13 protein-coding genes are annotated in these 14,783 nt (G+C 74.9%); 4 read left to right on the top strand and 9 right to left on the bottom strand.

Going from position 1 to position 14,783, the window contains the following annotated elements:
* Nucleotides 1-33: 33 nt before the first annotated feature.
* The 4 genes from C1I97_RS15690 to C1I97_RS15675 form a co-directional block, all read right to left on the bottom strand.
* On the bottom strand, nucleotides 34-2,901 hold the full coding sequence (locus tag C1I97_RS15690) for a DEAD/DEAH box helicase (RefSeq protein ID WP_111003833.1): 2,868 nt from the start codon (nucleotides 2,899-2,901) through the stop codon (nucleotides 34-36).
* Nucleotides 2,902-2,998: 97 nt separating this feature from the next.
* Nucleotides 2,999-3,583: a sugar kinase gene (locus tag C1I97_RS15685; protein WP_111003832.1), complete on the bottom strand. Its 585-nt coding sequence runs from the start codon at nucleotides 3,581-3,583 to the stop codon at nucleotides 2,999-3,001.
* Nucleotides 3,580-4,728, bottom strand: coding sequence for an ROK family glucokinase (locus C1I97_RS15680; RefSeq protein ID WP_111003831.1), 1,149 nt, complete (start codon nucleotides 4,726-4,728; stop codon nucleotides 3,580-3,582). Before C1I97_RS15680 ends, C1I97_RS15685 begins: the two co-directional genes overlap by 4 nt.
* Nucleotides 4,729-5,055: 327 nt before the next feature.
* Nucleotides 5,056-5,805: a GntR family transcriptional regulator gene (locus C1I97_RS15675; RefSeq protein WP_111003830.1), complete on the bottom strand. Its 750-nt coding sequence runs from the start codon at nucleotides 5,803-5,805 to the stop codon at nucleotides 5,056-5,058.
* Between the two features lie 116 nt (nucleotides 5,806-5,921).
* Between C1I97_RS15675 and C1I97_RS15670 the strand changes: the two genes are divergently transcribed.
* Nucleotides 5,922-6,944 carry a Gfo/Idh/MocA family protein gene (locus tag C1I97_RS15670; protein WP_111003829.1) on the top strand — a complete coding sequence of 341 codons (1,023 nt, stop codon included), beginning with the start codon at nucleotides 5,922-5,924 and terminating at the stop codon, nucleotides 6,942-6,944.
* A gap of 501 nt (nucleotides 6,945-7,445) precedes the next feature.
* On the opposite strand, the gene C1I97_RS15665 is transcribed toward C1I97_RS15670, so the two are convergent.
* Both C1I97_RS15665 and C1I97_RS15660 read right to left on the bottom strand, forming a co-directional pair.
* Nucleotides 7,446-8,627 (bottom strand): cytochrome P450 family protein, encoded by a 1,182-nt coding sequence (locus C1I97_RS15665; RefSeq protein WP_111003834.1) that lies wholly within the window; start codon nucleotides 8,625-8,627, stop codon nucleotides 7,446-7,448.
* Nucleotides 8,628-8,709: 82 nt separating this feature from the next.
* A complete protein-coding gene (locus tag C1I97_RS15660) occupies nucleotides 8,710-9,381 on the bottom strand; it encodes a response regulator transcription factor (RefSeq protein WP_111003828.1) in 672 nt (223 codons plus the stop codon).
* 88 nt (nucleotides 9,382-9,469) lie between these two features.
* On the opposite strand from C1I97_RS15660, the gene C1I97_RS15655 reads away from it, so the two are divergent.
* The gene (locus C1I97_RS15655) at nucleotides 9,470-10,435 is read left to right on the top strand and encodes an NADPH:quinone reductase (RefSeq protein WP_111003827.1); all 966 of its coding nucleotides are present in this window, start codon (nucleotides 9,470-9,472) and stop codon (nucleotides 10,433-10,435) included.
* A gap of 343 nt (nucleotides 10,436-10,778) precedes the next feature.
* On the top strand, nucleotides 10,779-10,943 hold the full coding sequence (locus C1I97_RS39915; protein ID WP_181446740.1) for a hypothetical protein: 165 nt from the start codon (nucleotides 10,779-10,781) through the stop codon (nucleotides 10,941-10,943).
* A 17-nt stretch (nucleotides 10,944-10,960) separates the two neighbouring features.
* On the opposite strand, the gene C1I97_RS15650 is transcribed toward C1I97_RS39915, so the two are convergent.
* On the bottom strand, nucleotides 10,961-12,226 hold the full coding sequence (locus C1I97_RS15650; protein ID WP_111003826.1) for a sensor histidine kinase: 1,266 nt from the start codon (nucleotides 12,224-12,226) through the stop codon (nucleotides 10,961-10,963).
* Nucleotides 12,227-12,404: 178 nt separating this feature from the next.
* Here C1I97_RS15650 and C1I97_RS15645 point away from each other — a divergent pair, with 178 nt between their 5' ends.
* Entirely contained in the window at nucleotides 12,405-12,605 is a 201-nt protein-coding gene (locus C1I97_RS15645) for a hypothetical protein (RefSeq protein ID WP_111003825.1), read from the top strand.
* An 11-nt stretch (nucleotides 12,606-12,616) separates the two neighbouring features.
* Here C1I97_RS15645 and alc read toward each other — a convergent pair whose 3' ends face one another.
* Entirely contained in the window at nucleotides 12,617-13,741 is a 1,125-nt protein-coding gene (gene alc / locus C1I97_RS15640) for an allantoicase (RefSeq protein WP_111003824.1), read from the bottom strand.
* Nucleotides 13,742-13,746: 5 nt separating this feature from the next.
* On the bottom strand, nucleotides 13,747-14,783 hold a 1,037-nt coding region (gene allB, locus C1I97_RS15635), incomplete at its 5' end, for an allantoinase AllB (RefSeq protein ID WP_111003823.1).

Here is a 14,783-nt window from a genome sequence, read left to right as displayed (position 1 = left end):
GGGCTTGGCGGGCCGCGTCGGCGGGGCGCTCCATCAGGTCTCCCTCCGCAGCGAGACCAGGTCGGAGAGCTCGCGGTCGGTCAGTTCGGTGAGGGCCGACTCGCCGGTACCGAGGATCGCGTCGGCCAGGGCGCGCTTGGTGGCGAGCATCTCGGCGATGCGGTCCTCGACGGTGCCCTCGGTGATCAGGCGGTGGACCTGGACCGGCTGGGTCTGGCCGATGCGGTAGGCGCGGTCGGTGGCCTGCGCCTCGACCGCCGGGTTCCACCAGCGGTCGAAGTGGACGACATGGCCCGCGCGGGTGAGGTTCAGGCCGGTACCGGCCGCCTTCAGGGAGAGGACGAGGACCGGGGTGGCGCCGCTCTGGAAGCGGTCCACCATGCGCTCGCGCTCCGGGACCGGCGTACCGCCGTGGAGGAGGTCGACGGGGACCGCGCGGGCGCCGAGGTGGGAGGTGATCAGGCGGGCCATGCCGACGTACTGGGTGAACACCAGCGCCGAGCCGTCCTCGGCGAGCAGGGTGTCCAGCAGTTCGTCCAGCAGGGCGAGTTTGCCGGAGCGGGCCGACAGGCGGTCGCCGGCCGGCGGGTGCTCCTCCTTCAGGTACAGGGCCGGGTGGTCGCAGATCTGCTTCAGCGAGGTCAGCAGCTTCAGGACCAGGCCGCGCCGGGCCATGCCCTCGGCCGTCCCGATGGCGAGCATCGACTCGCGCACCACCGCCTCGTACAGCGCGGCCTGTTCCCGGGTGAGCGGCACCGGGTGGTCGGTCTCGGTCTTGGGCGGGAGCTCGGGGACGATGCCCGGGTCGGACTTCCGGCGGCGCAGCAGGAACGGGCGTACCAGCCGGGCCAGGCGCCGCACGGCCTCGCCGTTCTCGTCGGCCCCACCGGCCTCCACCGCGCGCGCGTGCCGGGCGCGGAAGGACTTCAGCGGGCCGAGGAGTCCGGGGGTGGTCCAGTCGAGCAGGGCCCACAGCTCGGAGAGGTTGTTCTCCACGGGGGTGCCGGTGAGGGCCACGCGCGCGGGGGACGGGATGGTGCGCAGCGCCTTCGCGGTCGCCGAGTAGGGGTTCTTGACGTGCTGGGCCTCGTCGGCGACGACCATGCCCCACGGCTGCCCGGCCAGCAGGGGCGCCGCCGACCGCATGGTGCCGTACGTGGTGAGCACGAAGCCGCCGTCGAGGTCGTCCAGGGCGCGGTCCGGGCCGTGGAAGCGGCGGACAGGGACGCCGGGCGCGAACCGGTTGATCTCCCGCTGCCAGTTGCCCAGCAGGGAGGCCGGGCAGACCACCAGCGTGGGTTCGCCGTGCGCCCGCTTGAGGTGCAGCGCGATGACGGTGACCGTCTTGCCCAGGCCCATGTCGTCGGCGAGGCAGCCGCCGAGGCCGAGGGAGGTCATGAGGTCGAGCCAGGCCAGGCCGCGCAGCTGGTAGTCGCGCAGCGTGGCGTCGAGGCCCGGCGGCGGCTCGGCGGGCGGTACGCCGGCGGTGATCCGGTCCCGCAGGGCCGCCAGCGCGCCGGCCGGCACCGCCTGAACCGTCTCGCCGTCGACCTCCGCGGTGCCGGTGAGGGCGACGGACAGCGCGTCGACCGGGTCGAGCAGCCCCAGGTCGCGCTTGCGGGCCTTGCGGACGAGGGCCGGGTCGACGAGCACCCAGCGGTCCCGCAGCCGCACCACCGGGCGGTGCGCCTCGGCGAGCGCGTCCATCTCGGCGTCGGTGAGCGGGTCGTCGCCGAGCGCCAACTGCCACTGGAACCGCAGCAGGTCCTCGCTCTCGAAGAAGCCCGTGCCGTCGGTCGCCGAGCCGGGCGCGGGCCGCACCACCGCGGTCGCGGTGAGGTCCTGCGCCAGGTCGCGCGGCCAGTGCACGGCGACCCCGGCCGCGGCGAGCCGGGCCGCGGCCACGCCGAGCAGTTCGCCCACCTCGTCCTCGGACAGGGCGAGCGCGTCGGGCACGTCCTGCTCGCGGAGCCGGTCCAGCGGCGGCCAGACGCGGGCCGCGCGCCGTACGGCCAGGGCGGCGTCCACGCGTGCGCGTGGGCCGAACGCCGTGTCCGCCTCGCCCGCCCACAGGGCCGCCGCGTCGGCCACGAGGGTGGGGTCGGCGAGGCTGTGCACCTGGACGACCGCCGCTCCCGCGGCGCGCGCCGCGCCGTCGTCGCCGTCCCGGCCGTCGAACAGGTCGTACGCCGACAGGTCCAGCCGCAGCGAGATCCGTACGCCCGCGTCCATGCCGGCGGCGACCTCGGCCGCCCAGTCGTGGGCGTGCGGCAGGTGCTGCGGCCGGCGGTCGGCGAAGGGCTTCCCGCAGGTGTGGGGCGCGGCCGGGGTGCGGGGCAGGGTGTCGGCGACCGCGTCGAGGAAGGTGCGCAGCAGCGCCTCCGGCTCGGGCAGCCGGAGGGGGCCCGAGCCGGGCAGCGGGACCGCGTGGCCCTCGTACGGCAGGGCGGCGGCGATCGCGCGCAGGTGGGCGATGTCGTCCGGGTCGAGGGGGCCCGCCCGCCAGGCGTCGTGCCCGGTGGCGGTGAGGCCGGGCAGCAGCCGTCCGTGGGCGGCGAGCCGCAGGGCGTGCAGTGCGGCGGCGCCCCAGCAGGCGGTGGCGGGATGGGCCGCCGGGTCGTGCCGGGCCCGCACGAGGTGGGGAAGCGCCTCCTCGATCGGCAGCGACAGCGCGGGGGCGCTCCTGCGGCGGGCACCGGTCCCGTGCCGCTGTACGACGGTCAGCTCCGTGTGCGCGGGCCGGTGCCCGGCGGGGCCGTCCGCCGGCCACACCTCGCCGTCCGGGTCCCAGAAGGCGAGGCGTCCCTCGCGCGGCAGGGGTGCGGGCAGGAAGACGGCGGCGAGCCGCACGGACACGCCGTCCGCCGCCTCGTCCGTCTCCGCCACGGCCGTGTCGCTCATACGTCCTGTCACCTCCCGCTCACCGGTCGAGTCAGCCGTCTCCGACGATACGGGCGGGGTCTGACAACCGGTCCCGGCGGCGTCCGCTCCCGTTCCGTCAGGGCACGGTCCGGGAGACGACGTAGACCATCGGCAGGACCGGGTCGGACATGTTGACGACGACGTCCTGGGTGGGGGCGGGGTTCTTCTGTCCGTGGGTGAGGCCCCACCACGGGCCCGGGCCCGTGAACGTCCAGCCGGTGATCCCCTGATCGCGGGCGCCGATGGTGATGTCACCCTCCTTGAGGTCGCCCCGGTTGACGCCCATGGCCTCGAGGAAGGTGTCCAGGCCGGCCTGGGTGGTCCGGAACTGGACGTAGAGACGGCTGGTCTTCCAGTTGTTCGTCTCGTACGAGGCGACCCGGTCGGCCGGGTGCGGTACCGGCACCTGGTAGAGGTTGCGCTGGACCTTGGCCGGATAGGTGGGGGTGAGGCCGGTCGCCGAGTACTTGGCCTCCTTGTTCTTGCCGCTGTCGCGGCTCTGGTTGGCCGAGATCACCAGGTAGCCGGCCGGGACGCCGATGAGCAGCACGATGATCAGCAGGGTGAGGGCCCTGCGGCGGACGCGGTGGCGGCGGTCCTCGGCACGCGGGGGCGGTGGCCCGCCCGAGGGAGCCGCCTGGCGGGGCAGCGACATCGTCACAGCGCCTCCCGGGCCGCCCGCCGTGCCTCCGCGTACCGCTCGTAGCGCTCGTACCGCTCGACCCGGCGCCGCTTGGCGCGCCGGAAGCGGCGGGCGACCAGCCGGGCGAGGTCGGCGGCGCCGACCATGCCGGCCTCGGGGCCCAGCTGGGCGCGGGCGATACGGGCCTCGGGCCGGTAGCCGCGGCCGGTGAGGTGGCGTTTGAAGGCGTCCCGGGCGGGGCCGATCAGCAGGTCGTCGGCCGCGGAGACGCCGCCGCCGATGACGAAGCAGGACGGGTCGAGGGCGGCGGCGAGGTTGGCGATGCCGACGCCGAGCCACTGGCCGATGTCCTCGAGCAGTTCGATGCACATGGCGTCGCCCTCGCGGGCCAGCTCGGTGATGATCGGGCCGGTGATGGCGGAGATGTCCCCTTTGACGTGCTCGATGATCCCGTAGGCGACCGGGGAGTCGGCCGCGGCCAGCTCGCGTGCCTCGCGCACCAGGGCGTTGCCGGAGCTGTACTGCTCCCAGCAGCCCCGGTTGCCGCACGGGCAGCGGTGGCCGGCGGGCACGACCTGCATGTGCCCGAACTCGCCGGCGACGCCGAACTTGCCCCGCTTGACCTGGCCGTTCTCCAGGATGGCGCCGCCGATGCCGGTGCCCAGCGTGATCATGACGAGGTGGTCCTCGTCACGGCCCGCGCCGAAGCGCCACTCGGCCCAGGCGGCGGCGTTGGCGTCGTTGTCGACCAGGACCGGCACGGACAGGCGGTCGGAGAGGCGGTCGCGCAGCGGCTCGTTGCGCCAGGACAGGTGGGGCGCGAACAGGACGCGGTTGCGGTCGGCGTCGACCCAGCCGGCCGCGCCGATGCCGACCGCGTGCACGTCGTGCCGGTCGGACAGGTCCAGGACCAGTTCGACGATGGTGTCCTCGACGACCCTGGGGCTCTTGGACTTGTCCGGGGTCTCCGTGCGGAGCCTCTCCAGGATGTTGCCGTCGGCGTCGACGACGCCCGCCATCACCTTGGTGCCGCCGATGTCGATACCCACCGTGGGCACGCGGGGTGCGGTCAGGTGGGAGCGGCGCTCCCGGGTGCCCACGGTGCGCAGTACCGGGGCACGGCGGGAGCCGATGGGGGCGGTGAGGTCGCGGTAGGTGCTCATCGGGGCCGATTCTGCCGCACGCTCACGCTGCGTGCGGAGCGGGGGAGCGTAGGGGGGTGCGGTACGTCGCCGTCCGCCGTTCGCCGGGTGGGTGCGTCCAAGGTGATTCCGTCGTGTGTGTGGCTGCCCCCCATCGTGCCCCGCTTCAGCAGGACGAATCCGTCCCTCCACCGGATACGCGTGCGGTGGGTTGCGCCGCACCGTGACCTTCTTGCCGTGTGCACGTTCGAGCACCGGAAGCCGCGGTTCCGCGGCCGGGGAACGGGGGCGGGCCGGCTCGTCCGGACCGGGCGAGCGCCCTGGTCGGGCGTCTTCGGCCGAGTGCGGTCAGGACCGTACGAGCAGCTGGAACTCAAAGGAGTAGCGGGACGGCCGGTAGGTGTGGGTGCCGAACTCCACCGCGCGGCCGGTGTCGTCGAAGGTGACGCGCTCCATGGTGAGCAGCGGGGCGCCCTTCGCCTCGCCGAGCCGCTCGGCCTCGGCGGGGGTGGCGGCGCGGGCGCCGATGGTCTGGCGGGCGCTGTGCAGGGTGATCCCGGCGGCGCGCATCAGCCGGTACAGGCCGGTCGCCTCCAGGTGGCCGGTGTCCAGGTCGAGCAGGCCGGGCGGCAGGTAGTTGGTGAGGTACGCCATCGGCTCGCCGTGGGCGAGGCGCAGCCGCTCGATGCGGTGCACCTCCCCGCCCTCGGCCACCCCGAGGGCGGCGGCGACCTCGCCGGACGCGGGGACGACCGTGTTGACCAGGACCCTGGTCGCCGGGCGCTGCCCCGCGGCCTCCAAGTCGTCGTAGAGGCTGCTCAGTTCGAGCGGACGCCGGACCTTGCTGTGCACGACCTGCGTGCCGACGCCGCGGCGGCGCACCAGGAGGCCCTTGTCCACGAGCGACTGGATGGCCTGGCGGACGGTGGGCCGGGACAGGCCGAGCCGTGCGGCGAGCTCGATCTCGTTGCCCAGCAGGCTGCCGGGGGTGAGGGTGCCCTGCTCGATCGCGGACTCGAGCTGCTGGGACAGCTGGAAGTACAGCGGCACCGGGGAACTCCGGTCCACGCCGAGCTCGAGCGAGGCGGTGGGGTCCACTTCTGGTTTCGGCACGGCCCGAGCGTAGTCCCGCCGCCGGTCGACGGAAAGCGTGTAGTCCGATTGTCCTGACATACTGATTGACAGCGCGCGGGGTCCACCCGCACTTTGTTCCCATGCGCATCGGGGTCATCGGTACGGGCCGCATCGGCACCATCCACGCGAACACGCTCAGCCATCATCGCGACGTCGGCTCGCTGATCCTCACGGACGCCGATCCGGCGCGGGCTCAGGAGCTCGCCCACCGGCTGGGCGAGACGGCGGCGCCGGGCGTGGACGAGATCTTCACGTGGGGCGTGGACGCGGTGGTGATCACCACCGCGACCTCCGCGCACGCCGAGTTAATCGGCCGGGCGGCGCGGTCGGGGCTGCCGGTGTTCTGCGAGAAGCCGATCGCGCTGGACCTGCCGGGCACGCTGCACGCGCTCGGCGAGGTGGAGGCGGCGGGGACGGTCCTGCAGATGGGTTTCCAGCGCCGCTTCGACGCCGGCTACACCGGCGCCCGCGAGGCGGTGCGCTCAGGACGGCTCGGCCGTCTGCACACGGTCCGCGCGCTCACCTCCGACCAGGCGCCGCCGCCCGCGGCGTGGCTGCCGCTGTCCGGCGGGCTGTTCCGGGACGCGCTGATCCACGACTTCGACGTGCTGCGCTGGGTGACGGGGCGTGAGGTCGTGGCCGTGTACGCGGCCGGGTCCGACGCCGGTCCTGCGATGTTCCGCGAGGCCGGTGACGTCGACACCGGCGCGGCGCTGCTCACCCTCGACGACGGCACCCTGGCGACGGCCACCGCGACCCGGCTCAACGGCGCGGGCTACGACGTCCGCATGGAACTGGCCGGGGAGTTGGACCAGATCGTGGTCGGCCTCGACGACCGTACGCCGATCGCGTCCACCGAGCCGACCGGACCGCCGGCCGCGGACAAGCCCTGGACCGGCTTCCTGGAACGCTTCGGCCCCGCCTACGAGGCCGAACTCTGCGCCTTCGTCGAGGTCGTGCGCGGCGAACGCCCCAACCCGTGCGACGGTCACGAGGCCCTGCAGGCCCTGCGCATCGCCGAGGCCTGCGAGGTGTCCCGCCGCGAGCACCGCCCGGTGCACCTGGCGGAAATCCCGGGCAGGACCCGGGCGGTGTTCCGGTGACGGGCCCGCGACCGCTCCGGTGACGCCTGCCCGCCCCACGGGCGCGACCGATCCGGTGCGGGGTGACCGGCCCGCGCCGGGCGGACGCGGCCCGTCCGGACGCAGAGCGGTCGCCCCGCACCGAGCGGGCGCCCCCGCACAGGGCCGGAGGCGGCCGGGCCGGGACACGCGTGGCTCAGGCGGGCCGGGCGAAGGACCGGCGGGCCGGGCGAAGGGCCGGCGGGCCGGGTGAAGGGCCGGCGGGCCAGGCCGCGCGGCCGCCTCGCGCGGCACGGCGGTCCCCCACCGGGCCGGACACAGGTGGATTCCGGCGGACGGGGCGAAGTGCCGGCGGACGGGGCCGCGCCGCCGACCCGCCCGACATGCCAACACGGCCGCGCCGCCGACCCGCCCGACACGCCAACACGGCCGCCCGCCGCCGGCCCCGGGCTGCCGGCACACCGGCCTGACCGGACCGCGCACGGCCCCCGCCGGCGGGGCGAAGGGCCGGCCGGGTCGGTGCTACCAGCGCACCGGCAGGCTTCGTCTGCCCCGGATCAGCATGCCCGGGAGCCATGCGCCGGGCGGGCCGTCGAGGGCCAGGCCGGGGGCGCGCCGCAGGAGGGTGCGCAGGGCCGTGCGGGCTTCCAGACGGGCCAGGGGGGCGCCCAGGCAGTAGTGGATGCCGTGGCCGAAGGCGAGGTGGCCGCGGGTGTCGCGGTGGATGTCGAAGCGGTCGGGGGCCGGGTAGCGGCCGGCGTCCCGGTCGGCGGCGGTGAGGCCGATCATCACCAGTTCGCCCTGGCCGATGGCGGTGCCGGCGATCTCCAGGGGCTGGGCGGCGAACCGGAACGTGGCGGTCTCCACCGGGCCCTCGTGGCGCAGCATCTCCTCGACGGCGCCGTCGATCAGATCCAGGTCGGCGTGCAGCTCCGCCAGTTGGTCCGGGTGGGTCAGCAGGGTGTACGCACCGTTGGCGATGAGGTTGACCGTGGTCTCGTGGCCCGCGACGAGCAGCAGGAAGGCCATGCCGCGCAGTTCGTCGCCGGAGAGCCGGTCGCCGTCCTCGGCCGTGGTGCGGATCAGGGCACTGAGCAGGTCGTCGGCCGGCCCGGCGCACCGCTTGTCCTCGATCAGCTCGGTGAGGTACACGCCGAGCCGCTCCGCGGCCCGCAGGCTCGCCTCCTCGCCGGTGGGGGCGACCACCTCGTTGGACATCTCCCGGAACGCGGCCCGGTCGATCTCCGGCACGCCCAGCAGTTCGCAGATGACCGTGATCGGCAGCGGATACGCGAACGCCTCCACCAGGTCCGCGCGCCCGCGCGGCAGCATCGCGTCCAGCAGTTCGTCGGTGATCTGCTGGATCCGCGGCCGCAGCGCCTCCACGCGGCGCGCGGTGAACGCGCGCGTGACCAGCGAGCGTAACCGCGTGTGCTGCGGAGGGTCGGAGACCAGCATGTGCCTGCCGAACGCCTGCTCGTCGAACAAGGCCCTGTCGGCCGCGCCGACGTCCTTGGCCAGCCGGGGGTCGGCGAGCGCGGCGCGCGCCTCCTCGTACCCGACGACGAGCCAGGTGTCGTAGCCCTCGGGCGGTGGCAGCCGCACCCGGTGCACCGGGCCGAGCGCGCGCAGTTCGGCGTAGACGGGATGCGGGTCCTCCCGGAACCCCACCCCGTACTCCCCCAGGTCGATCACATCCGCCACGACCACTCCCCCTTCGGAGGGCGAAAGACTTCCCGTGACCGGTCAACGCACGGCGGGCCCGTGAAGTGCCGTCCCCCGGATCTCAGGGCGCGTCCTGTTCGAGGAGTCCCGCGTCGTGGGCGAGCAGGGCGATCTGCACGCGGTTGTCGAGGCCGAGCCGGGCGAGGATGCGTGAGACGTGGGTCTTGACGGTGGCCACGCTCATGAACAGTTCGGCCGCTATCCGGGCGTTGGCCAGTCCGCGGCCGACACGGACGGCGACCTCGCGCTCGCGGTCGTTGAGGACGGCGAGGCGCTCCCGCGCGCGGGCACGCCGGGCCTCGGCGTCGGTGCCGGCGGCGTGCCGCATCAACTGGCGGGTCACGGTGGGCGAGAGCACCGGGTCGCCGGCCGCGACCCGGCGTACCGCCTGCACGATCTCGGCCGGCGGGGTGTCCTTGAGGACGAACCCGGCGGCCCCCGCGCGCAGGGCGCGCAGTACCTGCTCGTCGGCGTGGAAGGTGGTGAGGACGACGACCTGGGGCGCCTCGGGGTGCCCGCGCAGCCGTTCCGTCGCCGTCAGGCCGTCCACGCCCGGCATCCGTACGTCCATCAGGACGACGTCCGGCCGGGTGCGGTCGACCAGGGCCTGCACCTCGCCGCCGTCGGCCGCCTCGCCGACGATCTCGATGTCGTCGGCGCCGCCCAGCATGAGGGACAGACCGGCTCTCACCAGCGGGTCGTCGTCGACGAGGAGCAGTCGGATCGCGGTCATGGGCCCCACCCAACCAAAGCACGGGCCTCGCCGGCCACCCCGTGTGCACGCGCGCGTGGGGAGCCGTCCGGTGGGAGAATGGCCGTTCATGCGTGCCGCTTATGTCGAACAGCTGGGTCCGCCCGACCTCATTCGCCTCGGCGAGCTGCCCGCTCCCGTGCCGGGTCCGGGCGAGGTGCTGGTGGACGTGCTGGCCACCACCGTCAACCCCGTGGACACGTTCGTCCGCTCCGGGGTGTTCCGTACGCCGCTGCCGTTCCCGTTCGTGGTCGGACGCGACCTCGTGGGCACGGTGGCCTCCGCCGGGTCCGGTTTCGCCGTGGGCGAGACGGTGTGGTGCGACAGCCTCGGCCACGACGGCCGGCAGGGCGCCGCCGCCGAACAGGCCGTGGTGCCGGCCGACCGTCTCTACCGGCTGCCGCCGGGTGTGGACCCGGGGGAGGCGGTGGCCGTGTTCCACCCGGCCGCGACCGCCCACCTGGCCCTCTTCACGCACGGCGGGCTGCGGCCCGGCGAGACGGTCCTGGTCGGCGGCGCGGGCGGCAACGTGGGCAGCGCGCTGGTGGAGTTCGCGGTCCGCGCGCACGCGCGCGTGCTGGCCACCGCCGCGCCGCGCGACCACGACCACGTCCGGTCCCTGGGTGCGGCCGAGGTCGTGGACTACCACGCCGACGACCTCGCGGCGCGGCTGGCGGCCCTCGCCCCGGACGGTGTCGACGTGCACGTCGACACCTCCGGCCACAACGACCTCGACACCGCGGTCGGTCTCCTCGCCCACCGGGGCCGCATCGTCGTCATGTCCGGCGCCCGGGACGAGCCGGCCCTCCCGGTGGGCGCCCTCTACATGAAGGACGGCTCCGTGCGCGGCTTCGCCCTCTCCAACGCCACGACGGCGGAACTGGCCGACGCGGCGACGGCCGTCAACGGCCTCCTGGCGGCCGGCGCGCTGCGCCCCCGCTCCGTCGAGTACCACCCGCTGAGCGCCACGGCCGAGGCACACCGTCGCATGGAGCGGGGCGAACTGCACGGCCGGCGCGTGGTGCTGCGTCCTTGAGCGCTCCGTCCCCGGACGTGCGAACCCGCCCCTCTCCGCCCACCTGTTCGGGTGTTCGGGCTGTGGCACGATCCGCGGACGCCTCACCGCCCGACAGGAGTGCGACCGCCCACCACAGGGCGGGCACGCGCGGCGCCCCGGTGGCGCGGCTGCCGGGCGGCACCCGTCCGGTGCCGTTGGGGCGCCTGCGGCGCCGGCCGCCGCGGCGCACCTCGCCCCGTACGCGGCGGTCCGTTCGAGCCTGCGGGACTCGTTCACCCCGGTCGACGCCACGGCTCCGTCCACGCGGTCCTGGTGGTGGCCGGCCGCCAGGACGGCCGGTGCCGGCCTCGTCGTGGGCGGCATGGTCGGGGAGTTCGTGATCGGCGGGAGTGTCGTCGCCGCCGTCGGCATGGCGCTGTGCCTCTCCACCCTGCTCACGGCGCTGTGCCTCTCCACCCTGCTCACGGTCCTGTGCCCCGCCACCCTGCTCACGGCCCTGTGGTCGCTGCGCGCACCGGAGCCCTGACCCGTGCGGCCGTGCGGTCATCCCCACGGCAGCCGCCCCCGCACCTCGAACCCCCCGTCGGGGGCCGGGCCGTGTTCCAGGGTGCCGCCGGTCAGGCCGGCGCGTTCGGTCAGGCCGATCAGGCCCTGGCCGGAGCCGGGGACGCGGGGGGCCTCCTGCTCGGGGGCCGGGTTGCGTACATGGATGTCGAGGCCGTCGCCCGGGGCGCCGGTGACCGTCACCGTCACCTCCGTCCCCGGGGCGTGTTTGCGGGCGTTGGTCAGGGCCTCCTGGGCGATGCGGTAGGCGGTGCGGCCGAGGGAGGCGGGGACCGCGGCCGGATCGGTGACGGTGCTGGTCAGGGTGACCTTCATGCCGGCCTCGCGGGACTCGGCGACCAGGGCGTCCAGCGCGGCGAGGGTGGGCTGGGGGCGGCCCGCTTCGTCGGGGTCGCCGGCCCGCAGTACGCCGATGATCTCCCGCAGGTCCTGCAGGGCCTCGTGCGCGCTCTCCCGGATGACCCCGGCCGCCCGCGCGACCTCCTCCTGGGGTGCCCCGGGCCGGAACTCCAGGGCGCCCGCGTGCACGCTCAGCAGGGTGAGCCGGTGGGCGAGGACGTCGTGCATCTCCCGGGCGATGGCCTCGCGGGCGAGCCGCTGCGCCTGTTCGGCCCGCAGCCGCGCCTCCGTCTCGGCGCGCCGGGCCCGGTCGCGCAGGCTCAGCACGAGCTGCCGCTTGGACCGTACGAACATGCCCCAGCCGATGGCCGAGAGGGTCAGCAGCACGGAGAAGACGACAGCGCCCGCATACGTCAGGTCGGGGTCCGGACGCCACCAGCAGACGACCGGGATCAGGGCGAGCGCGGCACCGCCGGTCCAGGCCACGTGCCGGAACGGCCGGTGCACGGCGAGCGTGAAGAGCGCGACGATCCCGGCCCCGGCCGCGGTGGTCGAGACGAGGGAGACGGGGAGCATGGCCACGGCCAGGGCCAGGGGCCGGCGGCGGCGCAGCCAGACCGCCGCGCAGGAGAGGGCGCCGAGCAACTGGTCGGCGACGGCCAGGGCGTGCGAGGTGTGGGGGACGTGGCTCAGGACGTCCGCGGAGGCCAGGCCGACGAACACGGCCAGGAGGAAGCAGCAGAAGTCGACGAGCCAGTCGCGTGCGGTGCGCCGCGGCCGGCCCCGCCGTCCGGCGTCGGGGTCGGGGTCGGGCACGTCGGTCAGTTCGTCCGCCACGGCGGACGGCAGCCACCACCGCCGCGCCGTGAACACCGGTGCTTCCCGCGTCGTCCCGTCACTCGTCACGTTCCGTCAATCTACGCAAGCCGCCGCGTCCTTCACCGCCCCTACGGCGGATCGGCGACCGAAGTCGCGACGGCATGGACTTTCGTCGCGCTCGCGGGCCGCGATCGCGGACTTTCGCCGGCGACGGCCCGCCCCGCGGCCGATGTACGGGGAGGGTCCGCGGGGCGAAGGTCGTGGCATGAAGAAGGTGCTGGAGTTCCTCGGATTCATCGCCCTGGTGCAGGGCGTGCTCGGCCTGGTGCACGCGTTCACCGGCTGGCACAAAGGCCTGGTGCAGCGGATCGGCTTCCTCGACGGCTACGAGGTCTACGCGAGCGTGGCCCTGATCGTGCTGGCGTGCGCGCTGTTCGCCGTGGCCGAGAGCCGGAAGCCGGAGTGAGGGACCGTGGGTCATCGGACCCGGTCGCCCAGCTCCTGGTGACGGGCCGACAGGCGGGCGGCGCCCTCCTCGGTCAGGGAGCCGAACAGGCGCAACCGGGAGATGCCCCCGTCCGGGAAGATGTCCACGCGCGCGTGGGTGCCGACGGCGGGAGCGGGCAGGACGAAGCGGTGAACGGTGTCGGGCTGGAGACGGGTGCGCGGCAGGATCTCGGTCCACTCGCCGTCCTCGCCGTCCCTGACCAGGACCGAGGCCCAGCCGGCGCTGTTGCCCTTGAGGCAGGCGGTGTCGATCTCGACGGCGCGGATCCGGGACCGGGCGGCCAGCCGGTAGCGGATCCAGTCGTGGCCCCGGTCGCGGCGGCGCCGCGTCTCCCAGCCCTCGTCCATCCTGCGGGAGCGGCCCGGCCGGATGGTGTGGGTGGCGGGCGAGTAGAAGAGGTCGGAGGCGTCCTCGACCCGGCCGCCGTTCTCCAGGGCGACCACGTCGAAGGTGCCGAGCGCGTCCAGCCACGCGGGGTCGGGCACGACCTCGCCGTACACGCGCAGCCGTGCGATGCCGCCGTCGGGGTACTGGTTGAGGCGCAGGTGGGTGAAGCGCCGCTCCACGTCCACCTCGAAGCCGTTGGCCGCGTGCCCGCCGACCGCGGTGCGCGGGACGAGGGCCGTCCACTCGACGTCGTCGGCGAGGAGTTCTTCCGGGGACGGGGAGCCCGGTACGCAGGTGCCCTCGACCGACACCTCCCGCGGGTGGTTGCCGCGGAAGTGGGCGGTGTCGACGACGACGCCCCGTACGACGCCCGGCGCGCCGAGCCGGATCAGCGCCCAGTCGTGGTCGTCGGCGGCCGGCCAGGGGTGGCCGGAGGAGGCGCCGCGGCGGCGGCGGGTCTCCCAGCCGTCCATGACCTTGCCCTTGTGCCCGAAGCGCCCGGGGTCGAACTCGGCGCGTTCGGGTACCAGCAGGTTCTCGCGCTGGGCGAAGAACTCGTCGTTGGCGGCGACGACCCCGGCGCCGAGCCGGCGGTCGGCGAGGTCGGCGGCCCGGGTGAAGGGGAAGTCGGCGGTGCGGTAGTCCGCGTACGGGTCGCCGCCTCCGTAGGGGGGCGCGTTGCCGGTGAAACGGGGAGTCGCCGTCACGGTGGTCAGCTCTTCCTTTCCGGAGCCGGCGGGCGCCGGCCCGCCGGGGGTCTGGTCAGCAGCCGGCCTCTCGGCTCGGTGAAGCCGCCGTCCACGAAGATCCGTTCGCCGCGCAGCCAGGTGGACCTCACCACGCCGCACAGGGTGCGGCCCGCGTACGCGGTGACGCGGTTGCGGTGCTGGAGGGCGGCCGGGTCCACGGTGAAGGTCTCCTCGGGTGCGAGCACGGCGAAGTCGGCGTCGCGGCCGGGCTCGATGGCGCCCTTGCGGTCCAGGCCGACGAGGGCGGCGGTGCGCGCGGACATCCAGCGGACGACGTCCTGAAGGCCGTGGCCGTGCTCGCGGGCCGCGGTCCACACCGCCGGCAGGCTCAGCTGCAGGCCCGAGATGCCGCCCCAGGCGGTGGCGAAGTCGTTCGTCTTCAGGTCGGCGGTGCAGGGTGAGTGGTCGGTGACCACGCAGTCGATGGTGCCGTCGGCCAGCGCCTGCCAGAGCAGGTCCTGGTTGGCGGCCTCGCGGATCGGCGGGCAGCACTTGAACGCGCCGGCGCCGTCGGGGACTTCCTCGGCGGTCAGGGTCAGGTAGTGCGGGCAGGTCTCGGCCGTGATCCGTACGCCCTCGGCCCGGGCCTCGGCGATCAGGGGCAGCGCGCTGCCGGAGGACAGGTGGAGCACGTGCACGCGCGCGTGGAGGCGTCTCGCCTGCGCGATCAGGGCGGCGATCGCGGCGTCCTCGGCCTGGGGCGGGCGGGAGGCGAGGAAGTCGGCGTACCTGGGGCCGCCGTGCTGCGGGGCCGCGGCGAGGTGGTGCGGGTCCTCGGCGTGCACGACGAGCAGGCCGCCGAAGCCGGATATCTCCGCGAGGCACCGGGCGAGCCCTTCCCGGGTGTGGTGCGGGAACTCGTCCACGCCCGAGGGCGACAGGAACGCCTTGAAGCCGAAGACGCCGGCCTCGTGCAGCGGGCGCAGGTCCTCGGCGTTGCCGGGCAGGGCGCCGCCCCAGAAGCCGACGTCGACATGCCGCTCAACTCCCTCCCGCCCAC

Origin of the sequence: Streptomyces sp. NTH33, from assembly GCF_003236365.1 — a bacterium.
Classification (GTDB): domain Bacteria; phylum Actinomycetota; class Actinomycetes; order Streptomycetales; family Streptomycetaceae; genus Streptomyces.
The sequence above is the reverse complement of the archived record's forward strand: the minus strand, read 5'-3'. Positions and strand labels throughout refer to the sequence as shown.

Coding starts and splice junctions, on each gene's coding strand:
- C1I97_RS39915 (WP_181446740.1), top strand. CDS start 10,779: ATGGTCGGGGAGTTCGTGATCGGCGGGAGTGTCGTCGCCGCCGTCGGC.
- C1I97_RS15660 (WP_111003828.1), bottom strand. CDS start 9,381: ATGACCGCGATCCGACTGCTCCTCGTCGACGACGACCCGCTGGTGAGA.
- C1I97_RS15670 (WP_111003829.1), top strand. CDS start 5,922: ATGCGCATCGGGGTCATCGGTACGGGCCGCATCGGCACCATCCACGCG.
- C1I97_RS15645 (WP_111003825.1), top strand. CDS start 12,405: ATGAAGAAGGTGCTGGAGTTCCTCGGATTCATCGCCCTGGTGCAGGGC.
- C1I97_RS15655 (WP_111003827.1), top strand. CDS start 9,470: ATGCGTGCCGCTTATGTCGAACAGCTGGGTCCGCCCGACCTCATTCGC.
- C1I97_RS15690 (WP_111003833.1), bottom strand. CDS start 2,901: ATGAGCGACACGGCCGTGGCGGAGACGGACGAGGCGGCGGACGGCGTG.
- C1I97_RS15680 (WP_111003831.1), bottom strand. CDS start 4,728: ATGAGCACCTACCGCGACCTCACCGCCCCCATCGGCTCCCGCCGTGCC.